The organism is Pseudomonas sp. NFACC51 (assembly GCF_900103575.1).
In the GTDB taxonomy this organism is placed as follows: Bacteria; Pseudomonadota; Gammaproteobacteria; order Pseudomonadales; family Pseudomonadaceae; genus Aquipseudomonas; species Aquipseudomonas fluorescens_Q.
Genome location: NZ_FMXH01000007.1, coordinates 40,420 through 67,070 on the forward strand (window position 1 = coordinate 40,420; position 26,651 = coordinate 67,070).

Sequence of the window (26,651 nt, forward strand, 5' to 3'; positions counted from 1 at the left end):
ACTTTTGCGAAATGTCCGGCTCTATCAAGCACCTACGCTCGTGATAGCATCCGCGCCATGAACCTCCCAGGAAGAATGACCAGTGGCGCGCTCTTGCTGTCCCTCAGCTGCGTGGCGCTGGCAAACAGTGAATTGGAAGTACGGGTCAAGCCGTCCAATGATGAACTCAAGGCCAACGTAGAAGGTTACATCGGCGGTGTGGGTGATCGTGACGAGGAGGCCTTGCTGCGCTTCAGCCGTGGTGCCGAGGAGCAGGCGCGCAAGGCCGCCCAGGCGCTGGGCTACTACCAGCCGCAGATCGACAGTGAGGTCAAGGGCGGCAAGGACCCACGCTTGGTGCTGACCATCGACCCCGGCGAGCCTGTGCATTTGCGCAACGTCACCGTGCGCATTGATGGCCCGGCGGCATCGCTCAAAGCCTTTCGCGTACCCAGCAACGCCGCCCTCAAGCCCGGCGCGGTGCTCAACCATGGCCGCTACGAAGACGCCAAGCGAATCATCCAGAACCAGGCTTCGCGTTATGGTTTTTTCAGTGGGCGCTTCACTCGGCAGAAGCTGTTGGTTGACCCCCAGGCGGGCATCGCCGACATCGAACTGATTTACGACAGCGGCCCGCGCTATGCCTTGGGCCCGGTGAGTTTTGAGGGCGACACGCCGTTCGACGAAGACCTGCTGCAGCGCATGGTGCCGTTCAAGGCCGGCACGGCGTACGACTCCGAACTCATTGCAGAGCTCAACCAGGCCCTGCAATCGAGCGGTTATTTCGAAGGCGTCCGGGTGGATGCCGCACCGACGGCGGCCACCGACAACGTGATCCCGGTGGCGGTCAAGCTTGATACGCGCAAGCCGCGCACCATGGGCCTGGGCCTGGGGTTTTCCACCGATGTCGGCCCACGGGTCAAAGCCAACTGGACGCGCCACTGGGTCAACCCCCAGGGCCATAGTTATGGCTGGGAAGCGGAAGTGTCGGCGCCCCGGCAGAACGTCGGCTTGTGGTACGACGTGCCGCTGGATCCGCCGCTGACTGACAAGATACGTTACGCCGGCGGTTATCAATATGAAGAACTGGCCGGCACCGACAGCCTCAGCAAACTGCTCACCGTGGGCCCGGAATGGCACAGCAAGTTGCCCAGCGGCTGGCAGCGGGTGGTGTCGCTCAAGTGGCAGCGCGAGGAGTATCGCCTCGGCGACGATGCGGGCCTGAGCACATTGCTGATGCCGGGCCTCAGCTATTCCTACCTGCGCAGCGACAACCGCATCGATCCACATAACGGTTACCGCTTGCAGTTCGACACCAAGGTCGCCAAGGAAGGGCTCGGCTCGGACAACAATCTTTTATATGGCACCGCCATGGTCAAGGGCCTGACCACGGTATTCGACAAGCATCGCTTGCTGGCGCGGGCGCAGATCGGCGGCAGCGCCACCAATGGCTACAAATCCATCCCGCCATCCCTGCGCTTTTTTGCCGGTGGCGACCAGAGCGTACGGGGTTACGACTACCAGAGCCTGTCGCCGGAAAACTCCGAAGGCGACCGTATCGGTGGTCGCTACATGGTCGCCGGCAGCCTCGAGTATCAATATTCCATCGCGGAAAAATGGCGAGTGGCGACGTTCATCGACCAGGGCAACTCTTTTAACAGCCTGGAACTGCCAAGCCTCAAGACCGGCGTGGGCGTCGGCGTGCGCTGGGTTTCGCCGGTGGGGCCGATCCGCCTCGACCTGGCCCATGCGATGGACGACGACGGCGGCATCCGCTTGCACTTTTCCATGGGGCCTGAGCTGTGACGCGTGGTTTGAAGATAACGCTGCTGGCGCTCGCCGGGGTGCTGGTGGCGGTCGTGCTGGCCTTGAGCGTTGTGCTGGGCACGGCATTCGGCAGCCGTTGGGCCCTTGGCCTGGTGCTGGGGCTGACCGTGGAGAACTTCCAGGGCCGGCTGGGCGGGCAGTGGAGCGCCGATCATGTGCTGTGGCAGCGGGACGCCAGTCGGGTGGAGGTGGATCGGCTGATATTCGCCTGGTCGCCGCTGTGCCTGGCGCGCATGACCCTGTGCATCGAACAGCTCAAGGCCGACCAGGTCGCCTTGCAATTGCCTGCCTCTGCCGATGAACCGAGCAGCGGCCCGATCAGCTTGCCGGACCTGGATTTGCCGCTCGCCATCGAACTGGGCGATGTGCAGGTCGGCAGCCTGTCGTTCAACGGCAGCGAGCAGCTCAAAGGGCTGCAATTGGTTGCCCATTGGACCGCCGAGGGCATGCAGATCGATTCGGTGCAATTGCAGCGCGATGAACTGAGCCTGAAACTCTCCGGCCTGCTGAAACCGGGAGGCGACTGGCCGTTGCGCGCCGAGGGCCGGTTGACCTTGCCGGCGCCGGGCACCATGCCCTGGGCGCTGGACCTGAAAGTCGACGGCAACCTGCTCAAGACCCTCAACCTCAAGGCCGACAGCAGCGGTTACCTGCAAGGCCAGTTGAGCGGTGAACTGCAACCGCTGGCGGACAACCTGCCCGCCAAGGTGCGCATCAGCGCCGACGGCTTCAAGGCCAGTGCCGATCTGCCGGACACGTTGGTGCTCAATCAGCTGGAATTGACCGGCGAAGGCGATCTGAAAAACGGCTATCAACTGCTCGGCAAAGCGACGCTGCCCGCCGAAAAAGGGTCGGTGGCGTTGTTGCTGCAAGGCACGGTGGACGCCAATGGCGCGCAGATCGCCGGCCTGGATCTGGATGCCGGCGCTCAGCAAAGCCTGAAACTCAGCGGCCAACTGGACTGGCGCGAAGGTCTGCGCGCCGAAGCGAAGGTTGCCTGGCTGGATTTTCCCTGGCATCGCCTCTATCCGCTGATCGATGAGCCACAGGTGACGTTGCGCAGCTTTGACGGCGAAGTCTCTTACACCGATGGCCAATACCTGGGCAACTTCCAGGCCGCGTTGGACGGACCCGCCGGGGCCTTCAGCCTGGGCAGCCCGTTCAGCGGCGACCTGACGCAAATCCATTTGCCGCAGCTCAAGCTCGCGGCGGGGCAGGGCAAGGCCGAAGGGCACCTGAGCCTGCAATTTGCCGATGGCATTGCCTGGGACACGGCGCTGCAACTGTCGGCCATCAACCCGGCGTATTGGCTTGGCGAACTGCCCGGGACCCTGGCCGGGCCATTGCGCAGCAAAGGGACGATGAAGAACGACCGCCTCGATCTCGACGCGGACCTGGACCTCAAGGGCAAACTGCGCGGCCAGCCAGCGGTGCTCCAGGCCAAGGCCAGCGGCGCTGGCGAGCAGTGGACGCTCAGCGCGCTGGACATTCGCCTGGGGGATAACCGCATCAATGGCAGTGCCAGCCTGCAAGAGAAACTGACCGGCCAGATCGACATCAAGCTCGCACGCCTGGCTCAACTCTGGCCGCAATTGCGCGGTCAAGTCGTTGGCCGTGTCGACGTGGCCGGCACGCTCAAGGCCCCCCAAGGCAAGCTCGGCCTGCAAGGCACGCAACTGGCCTTCCAGGACAACCGCCTGCAAAGCCTGAACCTGGACGCGACCCTCGACAGCGCCCAGCGTGGCAAGCTCGACCTCAAGGCCAGCGGCATCCGCGTCGGCGAAACGTCGCTGGGCGTGCTGACGGTCAGCGGCCAGGGCGATATCAAACAACAGAAGCTCAACCTGGACCTGCAAGGGCCGCAGCTCGACACGACCCTGGCCCTCGATGGCGCGCTCGACCAGGGCAACTGGCGCGGGCGCCTGGCCAGCGGCGACGTGCAGGCCGGCGGCCAAGCCTGGCGCCTGCAAGCTCCGGCGAAACTGGAGCGCCTGGCCGATGGCACGCTCAACGTCGGCGCTCATTGCTGGCGTTCCTTTGATGCCAGCCTGTGCGGTGAAGACCAGCGGCTGATGCCGGAGCCGAAGCTGCGCTATCACCTCAAGCAATTCCCCATCGAAAGCCTGGCCCAGTGGATGCCCAAGGATTTTGCCTGGCAGGGCCGGCTCAACGCGGACCTGCAATTGGACCTGCCGGCCAGCGGCCCGAACGGCCGGGTCCTGGTGGACGCCAGCGGCGGTACTTTACGGATTCGGGACAAGGAGGGCGATAAGGCGCAATGGCTGGACTTCCCGTACCAGACCCTCACGCTCAACAGCCGCCTGACCCCCAAGCGCATCGACACCGACCTGAATTTCGCCGGCGCCAGGCTCGGCGAACTGATGCTCCAGGCACAAATCAACCCCATGCTCGCCAGCAAACCCATCAGCGGCTCGTTCCGCCTGACCGGCCTGGACCTGTCCGTGGCCCGGCCATTCGTGCCGATGGTGGAAACCCTCACCGGTCACCTGAACGGCAGCGGGACCTTGTCCGGTGGTTTGCTCGCGCCCCAGGTCAACGGCAACCTGGTGCTCAGCGACGGCGAAGTGTCTGGCCCGGAACTGCCGGTCAGCCTCGAAGCCTTGCAGATGCGGGCAACGATTACCGGCGAAGCGGTGCAGCTCAATGGCAATTGGAAAAGCGGCAAGAGCGGGCAGGGCAGCCTGAACGGCAACATCGGCTGGGGCGACGCCCTGACCATGAACCTGGCCCTCAAGGGCTCGCAACTGCCGGTCACCGTCGAGCCTTATGCGGTGCTCGACGTGGCGCCCGACCTCAACATCACCCTGCACGGTGAGCAGCTTGCCATTGTCGGTAAGGTCCTGGTGCCCAAAGGCGAGATCACCATTCGCGAACTGCCGCCGTCCACCGTCAAGGTGTCGGATGACACGGTGATCGTCGGTCACCAGATCGAAGAGGGCAAGGCACCGCTGGCCATGGCGATGGACATCGACGTGATCGTCGGCCAGGACAAACTCGCGTTCTCGGGATTCGGCCTGACCGCCAACGTGCAGGGCCAGGTTCACATTGGCGACAACATGGACACCCGCGGTGAGCTCTGGCTCAACGACGGTCGTTATCGGGCCTACGGGCAACGGCTGACGGTGCGACGGGCGCGGTTGCTGTTCGCCGGGCCCATCGACCAGCCCTACCTGGACATCGAAGCGATTCGCCAGACCGACGACGTGATCGCCGGCATCCGCTTGAGCGGCAGCGCCGAGCAACCGACCACGCAAATCTTCTCGGAACCGGCCATGAGCCAGGAGCAGGCATTGTCCTACTTGGTGCTGGGCCGGCCACTGAGCACTACCGGCGAGGACAACAACATGCTCGCCCAGGCGGCGTTGGGCCTGGGGTTGATGGGCAGCTCGGGCGTGACCACCAGCCTGGCCAATAACCTGGGGATCGAGGATTTCCAGCTCGACACCCAGGGCAGCGGCAATGCCACCAGCGTGGTCGCCAGCGGCAACCTGTCGGAAAAACTCAGCCTGCGCTACGGCGTTGGCGTGTTCGAACCGGCCAACACCATCGCCCTGCGCTACAAGCTCAGCAAGAAGGTCTACCTCGAAGCCGCTAGCGGCGTCGCCAGCTCGCTGGACATCTTCTACAAGCGCGATTTCTAACCTTTCCCCAACCCCCTGTGGGAGCGAGCTTGCTCGCGATAGCGGTATGACATTCAACACCTTCGTTGATTGACACACCGCTATCGCGAGCAAGCTGCTCCCACATTTGTCTTCCCACAGGTTCATCTGCGTTTTGGCTGTTAGTGCGTAGCAAGCTAACTATTTGTTTGACATTCGCTGCCTAAGCAGTAATATCTCGACATACATTCACTGCCTAGGCAGCAAACGGTGGTCAGATGAAGCATTTCACCCCAGACAACTTTCACAATTGCCATCTCGGCATGCTGCTCGGCCGTACCGCGCTGCTCAAGGACCGGATCATCGACACTCATATGGAACCCGTCGGCATCACCGCCGCGCAGTTCAAGGTGTTGATCATCATGGCCCAGTACGGCATCGAGACGCCGGCCGAGCTGTGTCGCTACCTGTCCCTGGACAGCGGCTCGATGACGCGGATGCTCGATCGCCTGGAACAGAAAGGTTTCCTGGCCCGTGAACGCTCCGCCCAGGACCGCCGGCAAGTGCGCCTGGTGCTGACCGAAGCCGGCCAGGCCCTTGCCGATCGCCTGCCGTTTATCGGTGCCGAGGCCATGAACCAGTTGGCCAGCGCCATCAGCCCCGAGGAGCTGCAAACCCTCGAACAGATCCTCAAGAAAATTCTGCTCGCCGCCGGTGACCCCATCACCGTGTCGCGAATGGGGGAAAAATGAAGTGTAAAACCTTGCGTACCCGATTAAGCCTGGTGGTCTTGGCCATGAGCCTGGCGGGCTGTGCCAGCTACAGCGGCCTGAAGACCGAAGGCGTCAGCCTGGAGGCCCAGAGCCTCAAGGCCGGGCAATCCCTGAACGGCGTCACGCTGTCGCAGGCCGCGTGGCCGAAAAGCGATTGGTGGAAGAGCCTCGGCGACCCGCAACTCGACGGCCTGATCCGTGAAGCCCTGCGCGATAGCCCGGACATGCAGATCGCCAGCGCCCGGGTGCATCAGGCCAGTGCCGCGGCCTATGCTGCCAACGCGGCGCGCCTGCCGACTCTCGATGCCAGCGGCGGCGCCAGCCGTTCGCGCCTGTCCCGTGACCAGGACCCGCAAGGGCAGGGCGGGGCGTACAGCACCCTGCGCACGTTAGGTGTGGATTTCAATTACAACTTCGACCTCTGGGGTGGCCAGCGTGCCGCCTGGGAAGCCGCCCTCGGCCAGGCCCGAGCCGCCGAGATCGATCGCCAGGCCGCGCAACTGACCCTGGCCGCCGACGTGGCCCGGGCCTACAGCGACCTGGGCCAGGCCCACATTATTTATGACCTGGCCTCCGAGGACCTCAAGCGCACCCGGCAGATGCTCGACCTGGGCAAGCGCCGCCTCACTGCCGGGATCGACAGCGAATATCAGTTCCAACAGACCGAAAGCCTGGAAGCCAGCGCCGACGCCACCCTGATCGACGCAGAGAAACGCCTGCAAAGCGCCAAGATCGCCCTGGCGGTGTTGCTGGGCAAAGGTCCGGACCGCGGCCATGAAATCCCCCGGCCCAACGTGCTGCAAGCCAGCGCGGTCGCCTTGCCGTCGAACCTGCCGGCCGAGTTGCTGGGGCGTCGTCCGGACCTGGTCGCGGCACGCTGGCGGGTAGAGGCGGCGAGCAAGAACATCGAGGCCGGCAAGACCAACTTCTACCCCAATCTCAACTTGAGCGCAGCCGCCGGAACCCGGTCGTTGCTGGGCGATGCGATGTTCGGTTCGGCCAGCCGCTTCTTCAATGTTGGGCCGACGGTGTCGCTGCCGATCTTTGATGGCGGCCGCTTGCGGGCGGACCTGGATGCCCGGGACGCCGATTACGACCTGGCGGTGGCGCAATACAACAAGAGCCTGGTCACGGCCCTTGGGGATGTCAGCGACACCATCAACCAATTGCGTGACATCGCTCGCCAGATCGGTGCCCAGCAACATGCCACCGATATCGCACAGAGCTCCTACGACACGGTGGTCCAGCGCTACGGCTCGGGCATCGGGAATTACCTGGACGTGCTGAGCATCGAGCAGCAATTGCTCCAGGCCCAGCGCCAACTGGCGAACCTGAATGCCGAGCAGATCGATTTGTCGATCCAACTGATGCAGGCCCTGGGCGGCGGTTTCGAGGCCCAGACCCTGGCGGCGGCCACCCCGGCCGCTACCACGCCAAATAACTGATTCGAGGTACTTGTCATGGCGACTGCCGAAACGACTCAATCCGAACATGCGCAAGACGGCAATCCACGCAAGCGCAAGGTCATGCTGCTGACACTGACGCTGCTGGTCATTCTTTCGGGCCTGGGCGTCTGGGCCTGGCACGAACTGTATGGTCGCTGGAGCGAAAGCACTGACGATGCCTATGTGAACGGCAACGTGGTGGAAATCACGCCGCTGGTCACCGGCACCGTGGTGAGCATCGGGGCCGACGACGGCGACCTGGTGCGTGAGGGCCAGGTGCTGGTGCAGTTCGACCCGAACGACGCCGAAGTCGGGCTGCAAAGTGCCCAGGCCAACCTGGCGCGGACCGTGCGCCAGGTGCGTGGCTTGTACAGCAACGTCGATGGCATGCGGGCGCAGGTCAATGCGCAAGAGGCCGAAGTGCAGAAGGCCCAGGAAAACTACAGCCGACGCAAGAACCTGGCGGCCGGCGGGGCGATTTCCAAGGAGGAACTGTCTCACGCCCGGGATGACCTGACCTCGGCGCAGAACGCCTTGGCCAATGCCCGGCAACAGCTCAAGACCACCAGCGCCTTGGTCGACGATACCGTGGTGTCGTCTCATCCCGACGTGCAGTCCGCCGCCGCGCAGTTGCGCCAGGCCTTCCTGGCCAACGCCCGCAGTACTTTGATCGCACCCGTCACCGGTTACGTCGCCAAGCGCACCGTGCAACTCGGCCAACGGGTGCAGCCGGGCACGGCGTTGATGGCGGTGATCCCGCTGGATCAGCTGTGGATCGACGCCAACTTCAAGGAAACCCAACTGCGCGACATGCGCATCGGCCAGCCGGTGGAGATCGAAGCCGACCTGTACGGCAGCGATGTGAAGTACAGCGGCACCATCGACAGCCTTGGCGCCGGGACCGGCAGCGCGTTTGCCTTGCTACCGGCGCAGAACGCTACCGGTAACTGGATCAAGATCGTCCAGCGGGTGCCGGTGCGCATTCACATCAATGCCCAGGAACTGGCCAAGCATCCGCTGCGCATTGGCCTGTCGACCCTGGTCAACGTCGACCTGCACGACCAGAGCGGCCCGGTACTGGCCCAACAGCCACCGCAGAAAGCCTCGTTCAGCACCCAGGTCTACGATCAGCAGCTGACCGACGCCGACGCGATGATCGCGCGCCTGATCCACGACAACAGTGCGGCTGCGAGCAAGACCGCGCAGCGCTAGCCAGTCATGGCATGAACCTGTGGGAGCGAGCTTGCTCCGAGCGGCTCGCTCCCACACCACCACAGTTCATTCAAGGGAACCACTGAATTTGTGGCGAGGGAGCTTGCTCCCGCTTGAGTGCGAAGCGCTCACAAAAAGGGCTGCTGCGCAGCCAACGGGAGCAAGCTCCCTCGCCACGGTGGTTCAAGCGACCTTGATGAACGGCAGTGTGTTCCCACAGGTTCTGTGCCTTGCCCCGAACGATTTCGCCACCTTCGTTTCATAGGATTTCGCAATGAGCAATAACGCGTCTTTCACGCCGCCCAGCCTGTTGCTCAGCACCATCGGGCTGTCGCTGGCGACGTTCATGCAAGTGCTCGACACCACCATTGCCAACGTCGCCTTGCCGACTATTTCCGGCAACCTGGGCGTCAGCTCGGAGCAGGGCACCTGGGTGATCACCTCGTTCGCGGTGAGCAACGCCATTGCCTTGCCGCTTACTGGCTGGCTGAGCCGGCGGTTTGGCGAGGTGAAGCTGTTTTTGTGGGCGACGATGCTGTTCGTGCTCGCGTCGTTCTTGTGTGGTATTTCCACCTCGATGCCGGAGCTGATTGGCTTTCGCGTACTTCAGGGGCTGGTGGCCGGGCCGTTGTACCCGATGACCCAGACCCTGCTGATTGCCGTGTACCCGCCGGCCAGGCGCGGCATGGCCCTGGCGTTGCTGGCGATGGTCACGGTGGTGGCGCCGATTGCCGGGCCGATCCTCGGCGGTTGGATCACCGACAGCTACAGCTGGCCGTGGATCTTCTTCATCAACGTGCCCATCGGCGTCTTCGCCGCGCTCGTGGTGCAACAGCAGCTCAAGGCGCGACCGGTGGTCACCAGCCATCAACCGATGGATTACGTGGGCTTGATCACGTTGATCATCGGCGTCGGCGCGCTCCAGGTGATTCTCGACAAAGGCAATGACCTGGACTGGTTCGAATCGAACTTCATCATCATCGGTGCGCTGATTTCGATCATTGCCCTGGCGGTGTTTGTGATCTGGGAAATGACCGACCGCCACCCGGTGGTCAATCTCCGCCTGTTCGCCTACCGCAACTTTCGCATCGGCACCATCGTGCTGGTGGGGGGGTATGCCGGATTCTTCGGCATCAACCTGATCCTGCCGCAGTGGTTGCAGACCCAGATGGGCTACACCGCCACCTGGGCCGGGCTGGCGGTGGCCCCCATCGGCATCCTGCCGGTGCTGATGTCGCCCTTCGTCGGCAAGTACGCCCACCGGTTCGACCTGCGCGTATTGGCCGGGCTGGCGTTCCTGGCCATCGGCCTGAGCTGCTTCATGCGCGCCGGGTTCACCAACGAGGTGGATTTCCAGCACATTGCGATGGTGCAGTTGTTCATGGGCATCGGCGTGGCACTGTTCTTCATGCCGACCCTGAGCATCCTGATGTCGGACTTGCCGCCGCACCAGATCGCCGACGGCGCGGGCCTGGCGACGTTCTTGCGGACCTTGGGCGGCAGCTTTGCCGCGTCCTTGACCACCTGGATCTGGATCCGCCGGGCCGACCTGCACCATGCCTACCTGAGCGAAAGCATCAGCACCTTCGAGCCGGCCACCCGCGAGGCACTCAACCAGCTTGGCGGCGCGAGCACACCGGCTTATGCCCGGCTTGACCAGGTCCTTACCAGCCAGGCATACATGCTTTCCACCGTGGATTACTTCACGCTGTTGGGCTGGGCGTTCATGGGCTTGATCGTGCTGGTGTGGCTGGCGAAGCCGCCGTTTGCGGCGAAGGCTGGGCCGGCTTCGGCGGGGCATTGATCACGAAGTGAAGTGCAGTGTGTGGGCATGCTGTTCACTTGAAATTCCCCCGAATCCCTGTGGCGAGGGAGCTTGCTCCCGCTGGGCTGCGCAGCAGTCCCTTTTTTGAGTGCTTCGCACTCAAGCGGGAGCAAGCTCCCTCGCCACAGGGGGGATTCAGGTTGGGTGAGGCGCAGGCAGCAGTGGCGGCGGGGCGAACCCAAACGGCGCCAACGCAAACCCTTGTTCATCCACCTGCAACGCCCAGCCTTGCTTGTCCCAATCCCCCAGCACGATGCGCCGGGCGGCGTGTTCGCCCAGTTGCAGCTTGTGGATGGCGGGGCGGTGGGTGTGGCCGTGGATCAAGGTCTTCACGCCGTATTGCTGCATGATCCGCGGGATCTCTTCGGGCGTGACGTCGACGATGTCATTGGCTTTCATGCGTGTCTGCGTGCGGCTTTCGCTGCGCAGTTTGCGCGCCAGTTTCTGGCGACTGCCCAGGGGCAGGTGCCGCAGGACGAACAGCGTGACCGGGTTGCGCAGCCAGCGCCGCAGCTTCATGTAGCCTTCGTCGCGGGTGCAGAGGCTGTCGCCGTGCATCAGCAGCACCGGCTCGCCATTGAACTGCACGACACTCGGGTCCTTGAGCAGGGTGCAGCCGGCCGCTTTGCAAAAGGCCTGCCCCAGCATGAAGTCGCGATTGCCGTGCATCAGGAAGATGGCCGTGCCACTGTCGCTCAATTCGCGCAGGGCCTGGCAGATGGAACGCTGGAACGGCGTCATGGCATCGTCGCCGATCCAGGCTTCGAAAAAGTCGCCCAGGATGTACAACGCTTGCGCCGAGCGGGCGCGTGTGGCGAGTAAATCCAGAAACGCCCGGGTGATGTCCGGGCGCTCCTCTTCCAGATGCAAGTCTGAAATCAGCAATATCACTCAATTTTCTCGGCTTTCTCGATGATCACGTCTTCTGCCGGGACGTCCTGGTGGCCGGCCTTGGACGTGGTGGAAACGCCTTTGATCTTGTCGACCACGTCGGTGCCTTCGATCACTTCGCCGAACACTGCATAGCCCCAGCCCTGGGTGGTCTTGCTGCTGTGGTTCAGGAAGCTGTTGTCCGCCACGTTGATGAAGAACTGTGCGGAGGCCGAATGCGGCTCCATGGTACGGGCCATGGCAACGCTGTACTTTTTGTTCGGCAGGCCATTGTCGGCTTCGTTCTGGATGCTTGGGCGCTTGTCTTTCTTTTCCTTCATGCCTGGCTCGAAACCGCCGCCCTGGATCATGAAGTTGCCGATGACGCGGTGGAATATGGTGTTTTCGTAGTGGCCGGCGTTGACGTATTCGACGAAGTTGGCCACGGTCAGCGGCGCCTTCTCGGCGTTCAGTTGCAGAACGATGTCACCGTGGTTGGTGGTCAGTTTGACTTTGCTCATGGTCGGTACTCTTTCAAGGAATTCGTGGGTTTCGGGGCGTCACTGCCCGCAACCGGTCTGGCTGTAATCGGCCAGGCAGGGCAGTTTAGCGTGCCGGGCACGAATTTCGAGGCTGTTTTTCATCAGGCCGTCGATTAAATTCAATCGTTTGCCGGCCTGGCCTGTCAGGTGCTTGACAGCATCGGCTATGATACGGGCTTTGATTTATCAGGCCGCACCCGGCCGCGCACTTGTCTGTTCAAGGATCCTATGAGCAAGCCCACTGTCGACCCTACCTCGAATTCCAAGACCGGCCCGGCCGTGCCGGTCAATTTCCTGCGCCCGATCATCCAGGCGGACCTGGACTCGGGTAAGCACACACAGATCGTCACTCGCTTCCCACCAGAGCCCAACGGCTACCTGCACATCGGCCATGCCAAGTCGATCTGCGTGAATTTCGGCCTGGCCCAGGAGTTCGGTGGCGTCACGCACCTGCGTTTCGACGACACCAACCCGGCCAAGGAAGATCAGGAATACATCGACGCGATCGAAAGCGACGTCAAGTGGCTGGGTTTCCAATGGTCCGGTGAGGTGCGCTACGCCTCGCAATATTTCGACCAGTTGCACGACTGGGCCGTGGAACTGATCAAGGCCGGCAACGCCTATGTGTGCGACCTGACCCCCGAGCAGGCCAAGGAATACCGTGGCAGCCTGACCGAGCCGGGCAAGAACAGCCCGTTCCGTGATCGCAGCGTGGAAGAGAACCTCGACCTGTTCGCCCGTATGCGCGCCGGCGAGTTCCCGGACGGCGCTCGGGTGCTGCGCGCCAAGATCGACATGGCTTCGCCGAACATGAACCTGCGCGACCCGATCATGTACCGCATTCGCCACGCCCATCACCACCAGACTGGCGACAAATGGTGCATCTACCCCAACTATGACTTCACCCACGGCCAGTCGGACGCCATCGAAGGCATCACTCACTCGATCTGCACCCTGGAGTTCGAAAGCCATCGTCCGTTGTACGAGTGGTTCCTCAAGCACCTGCCGGTGCCGGCTACCCCACGCCAGTACGAATTCAGCCGCCTGAACCTGAACTACACCATCACCAGCAAGCGCAAGCTCAAGCAACTGGTGGACGAGAAGCACGTCAACGGCTGGGACGACCCGCGCATGTCGACGCTGTCGGGCTTCCGTCGTCGCGGCTACACGCCGGCGTCGATCCGCAACTTCTGCGAGATGATCGGCACCAACCGTTCCGACGGTGTGGTCGATTTCGGCATGCTCGAGTTCAGCATCCGTCAGGATCTGGATGCGAATGCCCCGCGCGCCATGTGCGTGTTGCGTCCGTTGAAGGTCGTGATCACCAACTACCCGCAAGACCAGGTCGAAAACCTCGAACTGCCGCGTCATCCGCAAAAAGAAGAACTCGGCGTGCGCAAACTGCCGTTCGCCCGTGAAATCTACATCGACCACGATGACTTCATGGAAGAGCCGCCAAAAGGCTACAAGCGCCTGGAGCCGAACGGCGAAGTGCGTCTGCGCGGCAGCTATGTGATCCGTGCCGACGAAGCGATCAAGGACGCCGACGGCAACATCGTCGAGCTGCGTTGCTCCTACGATCCCGACACCCTGGGCAAGAACCCGGAAGGTCGCAAGGTCAAGGGCGTGATCCACTGGGTGCCGGCCGCCGCCAGCGTCGAGTGCGAAGTGCGTCTGTACGATCGCCTGTTCCGCTCTCCGAACCCGGAGAAGGCCGAAGACAGCGCGAGTTTCCTGGACAACATCAACCCTGACTCACTGCAAGTGCTGACCGGTTGTCGTGCTGAACCCTCGTTGGGCAATGCACAGCCGGAAGACCGTTTCCAGTTCGAGCGCGAAGGTTACTTCGTCGCGGATATCAAGGACTCGAAACCAGGTCAGCCGGTATTCAACCGTACCGTGACCCTGCGTGATTCGTGGGGCCAGTGATCAAGTCTTAAGGAAACACCGTGCTTACGATCTACAACACGCTCACCAAGAGCAAAGAAGTCTTCAAGCCGTTGGATGGCAACAAGGTCCGCATGTACGTCTGCGGCATGACCGTGTACGACTACTGCCACATTGGTCACGGTCGCAGCATGGTCGCCTTCGACCTGGTGACCCGCTGGCTGCGGTTCAGCGGTTATGACCTGACCTACGTGCGCAACATCACCGACATCGAAGACAAGATCATCAACCGTGCCCGCGAAAACGGCGAGCCTTACGATGCGCTGACCGAGCGCATGATCAAGGCCATGCACGAGGATGAGGCGCGCCTCAATATCCTCAAGCCGGACCTGGAGCCCCGTGCCACGGACCACATCCCTGGCATGCTGAGCATGATCCAGACCTTGATCGACAAGGGCTACGCCTACGCACCGGGCAATGGCGACGTGTACTACCGCGTCGCCAGGTTCATGGGCTACGGCAAGCTGTCGCGCAAGAAGATCGAAGACCTGCGCATCGGCGCGCGTATCGAAGTCGACGAGTCGAAAGAAGACCCGCTGGACTTCGTGCTGTGGAAGGGCGCCAAGCCGGGTGAGCCGAGCTGGGAGTCGCCGTGGGGCGCCGGGCGTCCGGGCTGGCACATCGAATGCTCGGTGATGTCCACCTGCTGCCTGGGCGAGACCTTCGACATTCATGGCGGCGGCAGCGACCTGGAGTTCCCGCACCACGAAAACGAAATCGCCCAGAGCGAAGCGGCCACCGGCAAGACCTACGCCAATGCGTGGATGCATTGCGGCATGATCCGGATCAACGGCGAGAAGATGTCCAAGTCCTTGAACAACTTCTTCACCATCCGCGACGTGCTCGACAAGTACCACCCGGAAGTCGTGCGTTACCTGTTGGTGTCGAGCCACTACCGCAGCGCCATCAACTACTCGGAAGACAACCTCAAGGACGCCAAGGGTGCCCTGGAGCGTTTCTATCACGCGTTGAAGGGGCTGCCGAGCGTGCCGGCCGCCGGTGGCGACGCCTTCGTGGCGCGTTTCACCGAAGTGATGAACGACGACTTCGGCACGCCGGAAGCGTGCGCGGTGCTGTTCGAGATGGTGCGTGAGATCAATCGCCTGCGTGAGAGTGATCTCAATGCGGCGGCCGGTCTGGCGGCTCGCCTGAAAGAACTGGCCAGTGTACTGGGTGTGTTGCAGCTCGAAGCCGATGACTTCCTGCAGGCCGGTGCCGAAGGCCGCGTGGACGCCGCCGAAGTCGAGACGTTGATCCAGGCGCGCCTGACTGCACGCGCCAACAAGGATTGGGCCGAATCCGACCGCATCCGCGACCAGCTCACCGCCATGGGCGTGGTGTTGGAAGACGGCAAGGGCGGGACGACCTGGCGCCTGGCAGACTAGATCTTCTAAAGCTCGCCGTACCCCTGTGGGAGCGAGCTTGCTCGCGATAGCGTCGGATCAGTCAACAATCATGTTGGCTGAAAGATTGCCATCGCGAGCAAGCTCGCTCCCACAATTTTTTGTGCTTAGCCTGGCAATCATTCCTTTATGAGCTAGTACTGTCAGGTCGATTCGACGTTCTCTGACAGGGCTCTTCCATGTTGGCTCATTGGTCTCTGGCGGCAATACATCTTTTGGCGTTCGCCCTCGGGTTCTGGGCGGTGCTGACGCGCGGCACGGCGCTACGACGCCTGGCGGGTGGTGTGGATGCGGTTCGAAATGTGCTGATGGCGGACAACCTGTGGGGGCTGTCGGCGCTGGTGCTGCTGGTGACCGGTGGGATGCGCGCTTTTGCGGGGTACGAAAAGGGCACGGATTATTACCTGCACCAACCGCTGTTTCACCTGAAGATGACTTTGTTCCTGCTGATCCTGTTGCTTGAGATCGCGCCAATGATCGCCCTGATCAAATGGCGGATGGCGCTGGGCAAAGGGGCTGCGATCGATCCCTCGAAAGCCGGCCGGTTTGCAGGGATCAGTCACATCGAAGCTTTGTTGCTGATCCTGATGGTGATCGCTGCCACGGGCATGGCGCGCGGCGTGAGCCTGGGTTGACCGGCCGCGAACGCCTGCTTCGTCATCATTAAAACGAAACGTCTGACAGCCATGCTAAGCGCCATGTCATTAGTATCGGTTCAACGGGCTGGACGAAAAAAGATGGGGGCAGGGTGAGGCACGGTCGACCAGAATCTTTAGCCAGCCATTGCGACGATGCAAACGGGCTGGCTACGGACTGCAGCAAGGCTCAGGGAGTTTGCGGTTTGTCAGGGGCGGTAAGGCCTGCCTGAATACGCTGATAAATCTCTTCACGATGCACCGCAACGTTTTTCGGGGCGTTGATGCCGATCCGGACTTGTTGGCCGCTAACGCCCAGAATGGTGATCGTGATGTCGTCACCAATGTTTATGCTTTCACCGACTTTGCGGGTGAGTATCAGCATGGTGTTCTCCTTGATTACTTTATAGGGCACCTGATTCAGACAGTGCAGATGTCGGTACTGCTTATAGATTAGTGCTAAGTGTCACAATGTGGGTGCCTCTTTCTGACGCGCAGACGCAGCATTAATTCCCAGGGTGCGACTATACAGAGACGCCGGGCAGGATTCTCGTGTTTTGAGCACTGTTTGCGGCGATCTTGAAGGGCACGGGTGCTAAAATCCGTGCCTCATGTCTTCCGGGGGAAACGTTGTGCGCAAATTGGCTTGGGTTATTGCGGTATTGGTGCTGGCAGGATGCGGTGAGGGGCGTAACGTCGAAGCACCGAAGCCCAAACCCGTAGCGACCTCCGCTGCCGCGCCGCAGTGGGCCGTCGAGGTTCGTGGCCAGACGCCGCAGGCTGTCAGCGACCTGACCGGCTGGCTCATCGAACACAGCTTCATGTCGAACGTGGTGCGTGAAAACGGCAAGGAGCGCGTCCTGGTCGGTCCTTTCAGTTCCAAGGCTGAGGCCGAAGCCAAGCAGGAACAGGTGACGGCTGCCCTGGTCCGGGCGAAAAAACGCAACATCGAGACGTTGGTGGTGGATTACCCGACGGCCCATTAATCGGGCAACCCAAAAAAGTCAGCCAAGCCACAAAACCTGTGAGCGAGCTTGCTCGCGATAGGGGGATGTCAGTCAACATCAATGCTGGCTGATCCACCGCTATCGCGAGCAAGCTCCCACAGTCGGTTTTGTGCTGTTCACGAGTGCGAGGTCAGCCGCAGGCCTTCATGTCCACCGGCCCCACGAACTCGTTGCCACGGCCCATGACGCACGCCACGCTCTGGTTGCGCTGACGCTCCCAGCTTTCGACCGGGTAGGTCTTGTTCCAGGCTTCATACAGGCGCCGGTCCTGTTTCGAGAGGCGCAGGCCGTATTGTTTGCTCATGTAGAAATAGGTCCGGGCGATCATGCCCCGGATAGAAGGGCGGGGCATGACCTTCTTGGCCTTGAAGTCCACTTGGGTCAGGCATGAGCCGTACTGGCCCTTCTGCACAGGCAACCAGCCGAAACTGAAATTGCTGCGATCACCATTCACTTCCCCGATGCTGGGCACCAGGTTGTGCAGGTCGGCCTCGGCCCGTTGATAGACCGGGTCATAGCGGGTGCAGTTCTTGCGACCCCCTTGTTGCCAGCATTGACGCTGATGGCCGATCTGCCAGGCCGGGACAATATGCTCCCACTCGATGCGAGCGGCGCGGCTGGCATTCTTGCGCGGTACATAACCGCAGGCGGCCAGGTTCACGCGATTGCCAGTGTATTTACAGCCACAGTAAAACTCGGTGGATTGTGGTGCGTAGAGTTTCCAGGCGACTTTCTTGGCTTCGTTGAAGGTGCGCGGCGCACCGGCTTGTGCGCCCATCGCGATAAACACAAGCAAAAAAGCTAAACAGCGAACACTCATCAGGCTCAATCTTCCTTCGGCACAACCCAAAAAACCTGCACACCGCCATCATCGCGATAGGCGAGGGTCACGTTGTCGTTCTCGTCGATTTCTTCCAACAGGCGCTCCCACTCATCCACCGGCTCGTCAGGCAGACGGAAGATCAGGGCGGCCTTGGCTTTTTGCGCGGTGGGGGCGTTGATGATTTTCGAGACCCGAAGGCCGAGTCGTGTATAGGAATCTAAGGGGGTAGTTGCAGCGGAGGGCGTGGCCACAGAATTATCCTTATTAAGCTGTACGTGCATACAGTATTTGACCGTAGGCAATTACGCAACTGCTTAAAATTCAAGAAAATCGTCTGACAGCACTTTTTTCGTTTTGGTGTAGGAGAAGGGAATTTTTTATTGGCTGGCATAAACAGGTGGATCAACCGCTCTGGCCTGTGACAGCTTTGCGCAAGCGCTAAAGAAATGGCTTCGGCGGGCGATGTCCTGCGTAGGAATCCCATCCATGGAGTTTTGTCATGTCATTTTCAGTCGGCTTTCCCAATGCGGCGGCCGTGACCATCGGCGGTCAATCCACCGCTACCCTGAAGGCCTTGAACGAGGCGAGTGCCGAGGCCGTCGATGAGGCCCTTGGCGAGACGCAAACGCCCGGCAAAGTCCGTACGGGTACGGGCGCGGAAGCAACCGACCAGGCGCAGGAGGGCGGCAGCACCCAGAGCGTGGCGGTGCAGGTGCTGCTCAAGCGGATGCAAGAGCTTCAGCAGCAGCTCAGGGAGCAGCAACAGCAACTGGCCGCCGCAGAGGCGCGCGACTATGCAACGGAGGAAGCCAAGACTTCGGCGGTCATGGCCGTCCAGGGACAGATCGCCGACACCAGTGGCGCTTTGCTGGAAGTCACTGGTCATCTGGTCACGGAGCTGGCCAAGGGCAGCGGTTCGGGTTCGGTGGTCAATACAACGGCCTGAGCCTCGACGTTGCGGATCAAACCGCAACGTTGACAAATCTGCGAAGCCTTACCATAGTTCACTTCACGCAAACGTTTGCGCGGCGTTCCGTGCATTGATTTGCTCACAATAATCATAAGATCGGAGTGAACCCATGAAGTTGCCATTCGCTGGACGCCTTCTCGCTGTTGCCATGCTCGCGGCCGCATCCGCTGCGCTGCCTATCTCCTCGGCATTCGCCCAGACCGCAGAAAAGCCCAAGGTCGCCCTGGTCATGAAATCCCTGGCCAACGAATTCTTCCTGACCATGGAAGACGGCGCCAAGGCTTATCAGAAGGAACACTCCGCCGATTTCGACCTGATCTCCAACGGGATCAAGGATGAAACCGACACCGCCAACCAGATCCGCATCGTCGAGCAGATGATCGTGTCCAAGATCGATGCCCTGATTATCGCGCCAGCGGATTCCAAGGCCATGGTGCCGGTGATCAAGAAAGCCGTGGACGCTGGCATCACGGTGATCAACATCGATAACCAGCTCGATCCGGCCGTGGTCAAAAGCAAGAACATCAACGTGCCGTTCGTAGGCCCGGACAACCGCAAAGGCGCGCGCCTGGTGGGCGAGTACCTGGCCAAGCAGCTCAAGGCCGGTGACGAAGTCGGCATCATCGAAGGCGTGTCCACAACGACCAATGCCCAGGCACGCACCGCAGGCTTCAAGGATGCAATGGAAGCGGCGCAGGTCAAGGTCGTTTCCCTGCAATCGGGTGACTGGGAAATCAACAAGGGCAACCAGGTTGCCGCGTCGATGCTCAGCGAATACCCGAACATCAAGGCACTGCTGGCCGGTAACGACAGCATGGCGGTCGGTGCTGTATCGGCCGTGCGCGCGGCGGGCAAGGCGGGCAAGGTGCAGGTGGTCGGCTACGACAACATCAACGCCATCAAGCCAATGCTCAAGGACGGTCGTGTCCTGGCGACGGCCGACCAGTTCGCCGCCAAGCAGGCCGTGTTCGGCATCGAGACGGCGCTGAAGATCCTCAAGGGCGAAAAAGTCGACAGCGGTACCAACGGCGTTATCGAAACTCCGGTCGAGCTGGTGACCAAGTAGTTATCCTGGCGACACAACGGTGCTCGCCCATTCGGGCGAGTGCATTGGAGAGTTTGTTATGTCCGTTCGCGACCCGAACGCTGTCCTGTGCGTCAGCGGTATCGGCAAGACCTATGCCCAGCCGGTACTGACCGATATCAACCTGACGTTGATGCGCGGTGAAGTGCTGGCGCTGACCGGCGAAAATGGCGCCGGCAAAAGCACCTTGTCCAAGATCATCGGCGGGTTGGTGACGCCGACGACCGGGCAGATGCAATTTCAGGGGCAGGATTATCGTCCTGGCAGCCGGACCCAGGCTGAAGAGCTGGGCGTGCGCATGGTGATGCAGGAACTCAACCTGCTGCCGACCCTGTCCGTGGCCGAGAACCTGTTCCTCGACAACCTGCCCAGTCACGGCGGCTGGATCAGTCGCAAGCAATTGCGCAAGGCGGCCATCGAGGCCATGGCCCAGGTGGGGCTCGATGCGATCGATCCTGACACGTTGGTCGGCGAACTGGGGATCGGTCACCAGCAAATGGTCGAGATCGCCCGCAACCTGATTGGCGATTGCCATGTGCTGATTCTCGATGAACCGACCGCCATGCTGACGGCCCGCGAAGTCGAAATGCTCTTTGAGCAGATCACTCGTTTGCAGGCGCGTGGCGTGTCGATCATCTACATTTCCCATCGCCTCGAAGAACTGGCGCGGGTCGCCCAGCGCATTGCGGTACTGCGCGATGGCAACCTGGTCTGCGTCGAGCCGATGGCCAACTACGACAGCGAGCAACTGGTGACCCTGATGGTCGGCCGGGAGCTGGGCGAACATATCGACCTTGGCCCACGCCAGATCGGCGCGCCGGCGTTGACCGTTAAAGGCCTGACCCGTTCCGACAAGGTCCGCGACGTGTCCTTCGAAGTCCGCAGTGGCGAGATCTTCGGCATCTCCGGCCTGATCGGGGCAGGGCGCACCGAACTGTTGCGGTTGATCTTCGGTGCCGATCCGGCCGACAGCGGCACGGTGGCGCTGGGTTCGCCGGCCCGGGTGGTGAGTATTCGCTCGCCGTCCGATGCGGTGGCCCATGGCATCGCGTTGATCACCGAAGACCGCAAGGGCGAAGGATTGCTGCTGACGCAGTCCATCGCCGCCAACATTGCCCTGGGTAACATGCCGGAGATCTCCAGCGCCGGCCTGGTGAATGGCAGCGCCGAACTGGCCCTGGCGCAGCGCCAGGTCGATGCCATGCGCATCCGCAGTTCCAGCCCGACCCAGTTGGTGTCCGAGCTGTCGGGCGGCAACCAGCAGAAGGTCGTGATCGGTCGTTGGCTCGAACGCGATTGCGCGGTCATGTTGTTCGATGAGCCGACCCGTGGCATCGACGTCGGCGCCAAATTCGACATTTATGCGCTGCTCGGCGAGCTGACTCGCCAGGGCAAGGCGCTGGTCGTGGTGTCCAGCGACCTGCGGGAGCTGATGTTGATCTGCGACCGGATCGGCGTGCTGTCCGCCGGGCGCCTGATCGACACCTTCGAGCGCGACAGTTGGACCCAGGATGACTTGCTTGCCGCCGCATTCGCCGGCTACCAGAAACGTGATGCGTTGCTCAACGAAGCAGCGCCTAGGGATCTTTCATGAAAACCGCACCTGCCGTCGGCAAATCGAGTGGCAACTTCTATGGCCTCGGGACCTACCTGGGCCTGGCTGGCGCGCTGCTGGCCATGATCGCGCTGTTCTCGGCGCTGAGCAGCCATTTCCTGTCCTATGACACCTTCAGCACCTTGGCCAACCAGATTCCCGACCTGATGGTGCTGGCGGTCGGCATGACGTTCATCCTGATCATCGGTGGCATCGACCTGTCGGTGGGGTCGGTGCTGGCGCTTGCGGCATCGACGGTCAGCGTGGCCGTGCTCGGTTGGGGCTGGAGCGTGTGGCCATCGGCCTTGCTCGGCATGGCCGTGGCGGCGTTGGCGGGTACGGTCACCGGTTCGATTACCGTGGCGTGGCGGATCCCATCGTTCATCGTCTCCCTCGGTGTGCTGGAAATGGCCCGGGGCCTGGCGTACCAGATGACCGGCTCCCGGACCGCCTACATCGGCGACTCGTTCGCCTGGCTGTCCAATCCCATCGCCTTTGGTATCTCACCTTCATTCATCATCGCCTTGCTGGTGATCTTCATTGCCCAGGCTGTGCTGACCCGAACCGTGTTCGGTCGCTACCTGATCGGCATCGGCACCAATGAAGAAGCCGTGCGCCTGGCCGGTATCAATCCAAAGCCCTACAAGATCCTGGTATTCAGCCTGATGGGCTTGCTGGCCGGTGTGGCCGCGCTGTTCCAGATTTCGCGCCTGGAAGCGGCGGATCCGAACGCCGGTTCAGGGCTTGAGCTGCAAGTCATCGCTGCCGTGGTCATCGGTGGTACCAGTCTGATGGGTGGCCGCGGTTCGGTCATCAGCACCTTTTTTGGCGTGCTGATCATCTCCGTGCTGGCGGCGGGCCTGGCGCAGATCGGCGCCACTGAGCCAACCAAGCGCATCATTACCGGTGCGGTGATCGTGGTGGCGGTCGTGCTCGATACCTATCGCAGCCAGCGCGCCAGTCGGCGGGGCTGAACCATGGCGACGATCAAGGATGTAGCAGCGCTCGCCGGGATTTCCTACACCACCGTGTCCCACGTGGTGAACAAAACGCGGCCGGTCAGCGAGGAAGTGCGGCTCAAGGTCGAGGCGGCCATCGAGCGCCTGGACTACGTGCCAAGCGCCGTGGCCCGGTCGCTCAAGGCCAAGACCACGGCGACCATCGGCCTGTTGGTGCCCAACAGCCTCAATCCTTACTTTGCCGAGTTGGCCCGGGGTATCGAGGACTACTGTGAGCGCAACGGCTATTGCGTGATTCTGTGCAACTCCGACGACAACCCGGACAAGCAACGCAGCTACCTGCGGGTGCTGCTGGAAAAACGCATCGACGGCCTGATTTTCGCGTCTGCCGGCGGTGATGTCGGCCTGGCCGAGGGGCTGTCCAACGTGCGCACCCCCATGGTGATCGTCGACCGTGGGCTCGAGGGTGTCGACGCAGACCTGGTGCGCATCGATCATGAATGCGGTGCGTACCTGGCGACCCGGCACCTGCTTGAGCTGGGTCACCGCGATATCGCCTTCATCGGTGGCCCGGCCAATACCAGCGTGGCGCAAATGCGCTTGGCCGGTTACTGCCGTGCGCTGAAAGAGGCCGGGATCGAGCTGCCTGTCGAGCGTATGCTCGAGAGCGATTTCACCAGTACCGGCGGCTACCGCGCCGCTGCGCAGCTGCTTGAACAGCAGCCACCGAGCGCGATTTTTGCGGCCAACGACATGATCGGTATCGGTGTGCTGCGCGCCGCGGCTGAACGCAATGTGCGCGTGCCCAGCGAACTGTCGGTCATCGGTTTCGATGACATCCAGATGAGCCGTTATGTCTACCCGGCATTGACCACGGTAGGGCAGTCGATCCTGCAGCTCGGCGAGATGGCGGCCGAAGTGCTGCTGCGACGAATTGCGACGCCGGGCCTTGCCACCGAGCAGCGGATCGTGACGCCAAGTATTGTCCTGCGAGAGTCGACTGCGCCGCTGTCCGGCACATTCGCCCAATACCGCTGAACCGAATTGATGAGTAGTGATGTATGCCAGCAAAAGTAGTGGTAATAGGCAGCCTGAACATGGACCTGGTGACCCGGGCGCCGCGTCTGCCGCGTGGTGGTGAAACTCTGATCGGCGAGTCCTTCTCCACCATCCCGGGCGGCAAGGGTGCCAACCAGGCGGTGGCCGCCGCGCGCCTGGGCGCCGAGGTATCGATGGTCGGTTGCGTGGGCAATGATGCCTACGGCGAACAATTGCGTGGCGGGCTGTTGGCCGAGGGCATCGACTGCCTGGCGGTCAGCGTGGTGGAGGGGGCCAGCGGCGTGGCGCTGATCGTCGTCGACGACAATAGCCAGAATGCGATCGTTATCGTTGCCGGTGCCAACGGTGCGCTCACCGCCGAGGTCCTGGACAGTGTCGATGAAGTGCTGCAAAGCGCCGATGTCATCATCTGCCAGCTCGAAGTGCCGGATGCCACCGTCGGCCATGCCCTCAAGCGCGCTCGTGAGCTGGGCAAAATCGTCATCCTCAACCCGGCGCCGGCTTCCCATACGTTGCCCGCCGACTGGTACGCCTGCATCGACTACCTGGTTCCCAATGAAAGCGAAGCAGCGGTGCTGAGCGGGCTGGCGGTGGATTCCCTGGAAACCGCCGAAGCCGCCGCCGCGCATTTGATCGCCGCCGGTGCCGGCAAGGTGATCGTCACCTTGGGGGCCCAGGGGCTGATGTTTGCCAACGGCGCCAGCTTCGAACACTTCCCGGCCCCGCGGGTCAAGGCAGTGGACACCACGGCGGCCGGAGACACCTTTGTCGGCGGCTTCGCGGCAGCCCTGGCGAGCGGCAAAAGCGAGGTCGACGCGATTCGTTTCGGCCAGGCCGCCGCCGCGCTGTCGGTCACCCGCCCGGGCGCGCAGCCTTCAATCCCCACGTTGTTGGAAGTACAGGCTTTCAAATCATGAAAAAGACGCCGTTGTTGAATGTGGCACTGTCACGACTGATCGCTTCCCTGGGCCATGGCGACAAGGTGGTCATCGGTGATGCCGGCCTGCCTGTGCCGCCTCAGGTCGAATTGATCGACCTGGCCCTGACCCATGGCATTCCTGACTTTGTCAGCACCTTGAAGGTGGTGCTCAGCGAAATGCAGGTGGAAAGCCATGTCCTGGCCGAGGAAATCCTCGACAAGCAGCCGCTGGCTCTGACAACCCTGGAGATGCTGAATGCCGAGGGTGCGTTGGGCGAGCGAGAGCTGGTCAGCCATGAACAATTCAAGATCATCAGCCGGCAGGCGCGGGCGATCATTCGCACAGGCGAGTGCTCTCCGTACTGCAATATCGTGCTGGTCGCTGGAGTGACGTTCTAACCCTGTTCAACCCTGCACAAGGAGTGCGCCATGCACCGCTATGCTCAGAAAATGCATCAACTGATCCGGAGTCTGCTGCTTTTGTCATTGATCACCGCTACGAGCGCCCAGGCGGCGGAAAAAATCGACCTGATCATCGACACCGATCCAGGGGCCGATGACGTGGTGGCGCTGTTGTTCGCCCTGGCCTCGCCCGAGGAGTTGCATATTCGTGCGCTGACCACCGTCGCCGGCAATGTGCGCCTGGACAAGACCTCTCGCAACGCTCGCCTGGCCCGGGAATGGGCGGGGCGCGAAGACGTGCCCGTGTATGCCGGGGCGCCGAAACCGTTGATGCGCACGCCGATCTACGCGGAAAACATCCATGGCAAGGAAGGCCTGTCGGGTGTCACGGTGCACGAGCCGAAGAAGGGCTTGGCCGAAGGCAATGCCGTCAACTACCTGATCGACACGCTGAAAGCGGCCAAGCCCCACAGCATCACCATTGCCATGCTTGGCCCGCAGACCAACCTGGCCCTGGCGCTGGTGCAGGAGCCCGATATCGTCCAGGGCATCAAGGAAGTGGTGATCATGGGCGGTGCGCACTTCAACGGCGGCAATATCACGCCGGTGGCCGAGTTCAATCTGTTCGCCGATCCGCAGGCGGCCGAGGTGGTGGCCAAGAGCGGTGTGAAACTGACCTACCTGCCGCTGGATGTGACCCACAAGATCCTCACCAGCGAGGCGCGCCTGAAGCAGATCGCGGCGCTGAACAACAATGCCAGCAAGCTGGTGGGCGATATCCTCAACGAATACGTCAAGGGCGACATGGAGCACTACGGCATGACGGGTGGGCCGGTGCATGACGCGACGGTGATCGCCTATCTGCTCAAGCCACAGTTGTTCACTGGTCGTTCGGTCAATGTCGTCGTGGACAGTCGCGAGGGCCCGACGTTCGGGCAGACCATCGTCGACTGGTACGATGGTTTGAAAGCGCCAAAGAACGCGTTCTGGGTGGAAAACGGTGATGCCCAGGGCTTCTTCGACCTGCTGACCGAGCGCCTGGCGCGCCTCAAGTAACCCGCCTGGCTATATGCGCCCGCAGGTGGGCCTGCGGGTGCGTGAGCATCAGTCCACGGCGTCGACGACGCTCGGATAGCGTTCGAATGCCTGCTGGATGAAGTTGCGGGCGACCTCCGTCCCCAGTTCCCTCACCAGCAATTCTATGCCGATGATTGCCAACTCCTCGGGACTGCTCGGGCTATAGGAGCTATGGCCCTCCGACCATTTGGCATTGATGGTGGCTTCGATGCTGACGGTGCTCATGGTAGGGCTCGCGAGTTGGAGGGCTGTAAGTGGAGTTAAGCATTTTTGCCCCCGGTTTGGCACTGCGACTTAGGCATTGGAGGAGGGCTGTGCGACACTCTTTTTTTTGTTTTTAAAGGAGCCCCGCCGTGCAGATCGATTTGAACGCTCCGGATGGCCTGACCCTCGAGGCGGTTCGTCAATTGCTGGCCTCGGCCAGTGATGACGAGCATACCCAGCTGCGCGTGACCAAGGGCGGTATCGCCTATTTGTCCTCGGGTGTGGTCGGTGGCGCTGACATCGATGGTTTGCTGTTTCGGCTCGAAACCTGGGCGAAGGGCTCGGGATACGTCGGACGGGTTGCGGCCAGCGACGAGGTCTGGGTCATGCAGATCTACAATGCGCTGAAGGATAACTGGCCCAATCCTCCGTTCGATTACATCGACGTTTATTGAGCGGTGTTCATATCCAGTCA

Annotated in this window: 25 protein-coding genes; 19 read left to right on the forward strand and 6 right to left on the reverse strand. The window is 61.8% G+C overall.

All coding sequences use genetic code 11. The features are described 5' to 3' along the window. The first annotated feature begins 57 nt into the window (after positions 1–57). From BLT00_RS15355 to BLT00_RS15380, 6 genes are all read left to right on the forward strand, one after another. On the forward strand, positions 58–1,785 hold the full coding sequence (locus BLT00_RS15355) for an autotransporter assembly complex protein TamA (RefSeq protein WP_063320378.1): 1,728 nt from the start codon (positions 58–60) through the stop codon (positions 1,783–1,785). After that, positions 1,782–5,468, forward strand: a complete 3,687-nt coding sequence (locus tag BLT00_RS15360; protein ID WP_092144355.1) for a translocation/assembly module TamB domain-containing protein — start codon at positions 1,782–1,784, stop codon at positions 5,466–5,468. The genes BLT00_RS15355 and BLT00_RS15360 overlap by 4 nt, the downstream gene beginning before the upstream one ends. 236 nt (positions 5,469–5,704) lie before the next feature. Next, complete coding sequence (locus BLT00_RS15365) at positions 5,705–6,178, forward strand: MarR family winged helix-turn-helix transcriptional regulator (RefSeq protein ID WP_058546840.1); 474 nt, start codon at positions 5,705–5,707, stop codon at positions 6,176–6,178. Further along, positions 6,175–7,644 (forward strand): efflux transporter outer membrane subunit, encoded by a 1,470-nt coding sequence (locus BLT00_RS15370; protein ID WP_092144357.1) that lies wholly within the window; start codon positions 6,175–6,177, stop codon positions 7,642–7,644. The genes BLT00_RS15365 and BLT00_RS15370 overlap by 4 nt, the downstream gene beginning before the upstream one ends. A 15-nt stretch (positions 7,645–7,659) precedes the next feature. Then, the gene (locus BLT00_RS15375) at positions 7,660–8,856 is read left to right on the forward strand and encodes an HlyD/EmrA/EmrK family protein (RefSeq protein WP_072339768.1); all 1,197 of its coding nucleotides are present in this window, start codon (positions 7,660–7,662) and stop codon (positions 8,854–8,856) included. Between the two features lie 274 nt (positions 8,857–9,130). After that, complete coding sequence (locus BLT00_RS15380) at positions 9,131–10,660, forward strand: DHA2 family efflux MFS transporter permease subunit (protein WP_092144359.1); 1,530 nt, start codon at positions 9,131–9,133, stop codon at positions 10,658–10,660. A 156-nt stretch (positions 10,661–10,816) separates the two neighbouring features. Here the strand turns inward: BLT00_RS15380 and BLT00_RS15385 are convergent, their stop codons facing one another. Both BLT00_RS15385 and BLT00_RS15390 read right to left on the reverse strand, forming a co-directional pair. Beyond that, a complete protein-coding gene (locus BLT00_RS15385; RefSeq protein WP_092144361.1) occupies positions 10,817–11,572 on the reverse strand; it encodes a UDP-2,3-diacylglucosamine diphosphatase in 756 nt (251 codons plus the stop codon). Further along, the gene (locus BLT00_RS15390; RefSeq protein ID WP_092144363.1) at positions 11,569–12,072 is read right to left on the reverse strand and encodes a peptidylprolyl isomerase; all 504 of its coding nucleotides are present in this window, start codon (positions 12,070–12,072) and stop codon (positions 11,569–11,571) included. The genes BLT00_RS15385 and BLT00_RS15390 overlap by 4 nt, the downstream gene beginning before the upstream one ends. A gap of 249 nt (positions 12,073–12,321) precedes the next feature. On the opposite strand from BLT00_RS15390, the gene BLT00_RS15395 reads away from it, so the two are divergent. The 3 genes from BLT00_RS15395 (at position 12,322) to BLT00_RS15405 (ending at position 16,078) form a co-directional block, all read left to right on the forward strand. Next, positions 12,322–14,022 carry a glutamine--tRNA ligase/YqeY domain fusion protein gene (locus BLT00_RS15395; protein WP_092144365.1) on the forward strand — a complete coding sequence of 567 codons (1,701 nt, stop codon included), beginning with the start codon at positions 12,322–12,324 and terminating at the stop codon, positions 14,020–14,022. A 20-nt stretch (positions 14,023–14,042) separates the two neighbouring features. Continuing rightward, positions 14,043–15,425, forward strand: coding sequence for a cysteine--tRNA ligase (cysS, locus tag BLT00_RS15400; RefSeq protein ID WP_092144367.1), 1,383 nt, complete (start codon positions 14,043–14,045; stop codon positions 15,423–15,425). A gap of 197 nt (positions 15,426–15,622) precedes the next feature. After that, a complete protein-coding gene (locus BLT00_RS15405) occupies positions 15,623–16,078 on the forward strand; it encodes a DUF2214 family protein (protein WP_092144369.1) in 456 nt (151 codons plus the stop codon). A 190-nt stretch (positions 16,079–16,268) separates the two neighbouring features. Here the strand turns inward: BLT00_RS15405 and csrA are convergent, their stop codons facing one another. Further along, entirely contained in the window at positions 16,269–16,463 is a 195-nt protein-coding gene (csrA, locus tag BLT00_RS15410) for a carbon storage regulator CsrA (protein ID WP_003179932.1), read from the reverse strand. A gap of 247 nt (positions 16,464–16,710) precedes the next feature. Here csrA and BLT00_RS15415 point away from each other — a divergent pair, with 247 nt between their 5' ends. After that, positions 16,711–17,064, forward strand: a complete 354-nt coding sequence (locus tag BLT00_RS15415; protein WP_092144371.1) for a penicillin-binding protein activator LpoB — start codon at positions 16,711–16,713, stop codon at positions 17,062–17,064. A 151-nt stretch (positions 17,065–17,215) separates the two neighbouring features. On the opposite strand, the gene BLT00_RS15420 is transcribed toward BLT00_RS15415, so the two are convergent. Both BLT00_RS15420 and BLT00_RS15425 read right to left on the reverse strand, forming a co-directional pair. Then, positions 17,216–17,905, reverse strand: a complete 690-nt coding sequence (locus BLT00_RS15420; protein WP_092144373.1) for an endonuclease — start codon at positions 17,903–17,905, stop codon at positions 17,216–17,218. A gap of 5 nt (positions 17,906–17,910) precedes the next feature. Continuing rightward, a complete protein-coding gene (locus tag BLT00_RS15425; RefSeq protein ID WP_170862015.1) occupies positions 17,911–18,210 on the reverse strand; it encodes a DUF1654 domain-containing protein in 300 nt (99 codons plus the stop codon). A gap of 197 nt (positions 18,211–18,407) precedes the next feature. On the opposite strand from BLT00_RS15425, the gene BLT00_RS15430 reads away from it, so the two are divergent. From BLT00_RS15430 to BLT00_RS15465, 8 genes are all read left to right on the forward strand, one after another. Further along, positions 18,408–18,854, forward strand: a complete 447-nt coding sequence (locus BLT00_RS15430; RefSeq protein ID WP_092144375.1) for a hypothetical protein — start codon at positions 18,408–18,410, stop codon at positions 18,852–18,854. Between the two features lie 133 nt (positions 18,855–18,987). Beyond that, positions 18,988–19,944 (forward strand): sugar ABC transporter substrate-binding protein, encoded by a 957-nt coding sequence (locus BLT00_RS15435; RefSeq protein WP_092144377.1) that lies wholly within the window; start codon positions 18,988–18,990, stop codon positions 19,942–19,944. Positions 19,945–20,002: 58 nt separating this feature from the next. Continuing rightward, positions 20,003–21,556 (forward strand): sugar ABC transporter ATP-binding protein, encoded by a 1,554-nt coding sequence (locus BLT00_RS15440; RefSeq protein ID WP_092144379.1) that lies wholly within the window; start codon positions 20,003–20,005, stop codon positions 21,554–21,556. Then, positions 21,553–22,530, forward strand: coding sequence for an ABC transporter permease (locus BLT00_RS15445; protein WP_092144381.1), 978 nt, complete (start codon positions 21,553–21,555; stop codon positions 22,528–22,530). The genes BLT00_RS15440 and BLT00_RS15445 overlap by 4 nt, the downstream gene beginning before the upstream one ends. Positions 22,531–22,533: 3 nt before the next feature. Beyond that, positions 22,534–23,553, forward strand: a complete 1,020-nt coding sequence (locus BLT00_RS15450) for a LacI family DNA-binding transcriptional regulator (RefSeq protein ID WP_092144384.1) — start codon at positions 22,534–22,536, stop codon at positions 23,551–23,553. Positions 23,554–23,576: 23 nt separating this feature from the next. After that, a complete protein-coding gene (rbsK, locus tag BLT00_RS15455; protein ID WP_092144385.1) occupies positions 23,577–24,491 on the forward strand; it encodes a ribokinase in 915 nt (304 codons plus the stop codon). After that, positions 24,488–24,892 carry a D-ribose pyranase gene (rbsD, locus tag BLT00_RS15460; protein WP_092144387.1) on the forward strand — a complete coding sequence of 135 codons (405 nt, stop codon included), beginning with the start codon at positions 24,488–24,490 and terminating at the stop codon, positions 24,890–24,892. The genes rbsK and rbsD overlap by 4 nt, the downstream gene beginning before the upstream one ends. 30 nt (positions 24,893–24,922) lie before the next feature. Further along, complete coding sequence (locus tag BLT00_RS15465) at positions 24,923–25,951, forward strand: nucleoside hydrolase (protein ID WP_003203636.1); 1,029 nt, start codon at positions 24,923–24,925, stop codon at positions 25,949–25,951. Positions 25,952–25,999: 48 nt separating this feature from the next. Here the strand turns inward: BLT00_RS15465 and BLT00_RS15470 are convergent, their stop codons facing one another. Further along, complete coding sequence (locus tag BLT00_RS15470; RefSeq protein WP_003203634.1) at positions 26,000–26,197, reverse strand: hypothetical protein; 198 nt, start codon at positions 26,195–26,197, stop codon at positions 26,000–26,002. 128 nt (positions 26,198–26,325) lie between these two features. Here BLT00_RS15470 and BLT00_RS15475 point away from each other — a divergent pair, with 128 nt between their 5' ends. Then, a complete protein-coding gene (locus tag BLT00_RS15475) occupies positions 26,326–26,631 on the forward strand; it encodes a hypothetical protein (protein WP_003203632.1) in 306 nt (101 codons plus the stop codon). Positions 26,632–26,651: the final 20 nt, after the last annotated feature.

Excerpts from the sequence above, each read along its gene's own strand:
- BLT00_RS15355 (WP_063320378.1), top strand. The coding sequence starts at position 58 with ATGAACCTCCCAGGAAGAATGACCAGTGGCGCGCTCTTGCTGTCCCTC.
- BLT00_RS15365 (WP_058546840.1), top strand. The coding sequence starts at position 5,705 with ATGAAGCATTTCACCCCAGACAACTTTCACAATTGCCATCTCGGCATG.
- BLT00_RS15370 (WP_092144357.1), top strand. The coding sequence starts at position 6,175 with ATGAAGTGTAAAACCTTGCGTACCCGATTAAGCCTGGTGGTCTTGGCC.
- BLT00_RS15375 (WP_072339768.1), top strand. The coding sequence starts at position 7,660 with ATGGCGACTGCCGAAACGACTCAATCCGAACATGCGCAAGACGGCAAT.
- BLT00_RS15380 (WP_092144359.1), top strand. The coding sequence starts at position 9,131 with ATGAGCAATAACGCGTCTTTCACGCCGCCCAGCCTGTTGCTCAGCACC.
- BLT00_RS15390 (WP_092144363.1), bottom strand. The coding sequence starts at position 12,072 with ATGAGCAAAGTCAAACTGACCACCAACCACGGTGACATCGTTCTGCAA.
- BLT00_RS15395 (WP_092144365.1), top strand. The coding sequence starts at position 12,322 with ATGAGCAAGCCCACTGTCGACCCTACCTCGAATTCCAAGACCGGCCCG.
- BLT00_RS15405 (WP_092144369.1), top strand. The coding sequence starts at position 15,623 with ATGTTGGCTCATTGGTCTCTGGCGGCAATACATCTTTTGGCGTTCGCC.
- csrA (WP_003179932.1), bottom strand. The coding sequence starts at position 16,463 with ATGCTGATACTCACCCGCAAAGTCGGTGAAAGCATAAACATTGGTGAC.
- BLT00_RS15420 (WP_092144373.1), bottom strand. The coding sequence starts at position 17,905 with ATGAGTGTTCGCTGTTTAGCTTTTTTGCTTGTGTTTATCGCGATGGGC.
- BLT00_RS15430 (WP_092144375.1), top strand. The coding sequence starts at position 18,408 with ATGTCATTTTCAGTCGGCTTTCCCAATGCGGCGGCCGTGACCATCGGC.
- BLT00_RS15435 (WP_092144377.1), top strand. The coding sequence starts at position 18,988 with ATGAAGTTGCCATTCGCTGGACGCCTTCTCGCTGTTGCCATGCTCGCG.
- BLT00_RS15440 (WP_092144379.1), top strand. The coding sequence starts at position 20,003 with ATGTCCGTTCGCGACCCGAACGCTGTCCTGTGCGTCAGCGGTATCGGC.
- BLT00_RS15445 (WP_092144381.1), top strand. The coding sequence starts at position 21,553 with ATGAAAACCGCACCTGCCGTCGGCAAATCGAGTGGCAACTTCTATGGC.
- BLT00_RS15450 (WP_092144384.1), top strand. The coding sequence starts at position 22,534 with ATGGCGACGATCAAGGATGTAGCAGCGCTCGCCGGGATTTCCTACACC.
- rbsK (WP_092144385.1), top strand. The coding sequence starts at position 23,577 with ATGCCAGCAAAAGTAGTGGTAATAGGCAGCCTGAACATGGACCTGGTG.
- rbsD (WP_092144387.1), top strand. The coding sequence starts at position 24,488 with ATGAAAAAGACGCCGTTGTTGAATGTGGCACTGTCACGACTGATCGCT.
- BLT00_RS15465 (WP_003203636.1), top strand. The coding sequence starts at position 24,923 with ATGCACCGCTATGCTCAGAAAATGCATCAACTGATCCGGAGTCTGCTG.
- BLT00_RS15470 (WP_003203634.1), bottom strand. The coding sequence starts at position 26,197 with ATGAGCACCGTCAGCATCGAAGCCACCATCAATGCCAAATGGTCGGAG.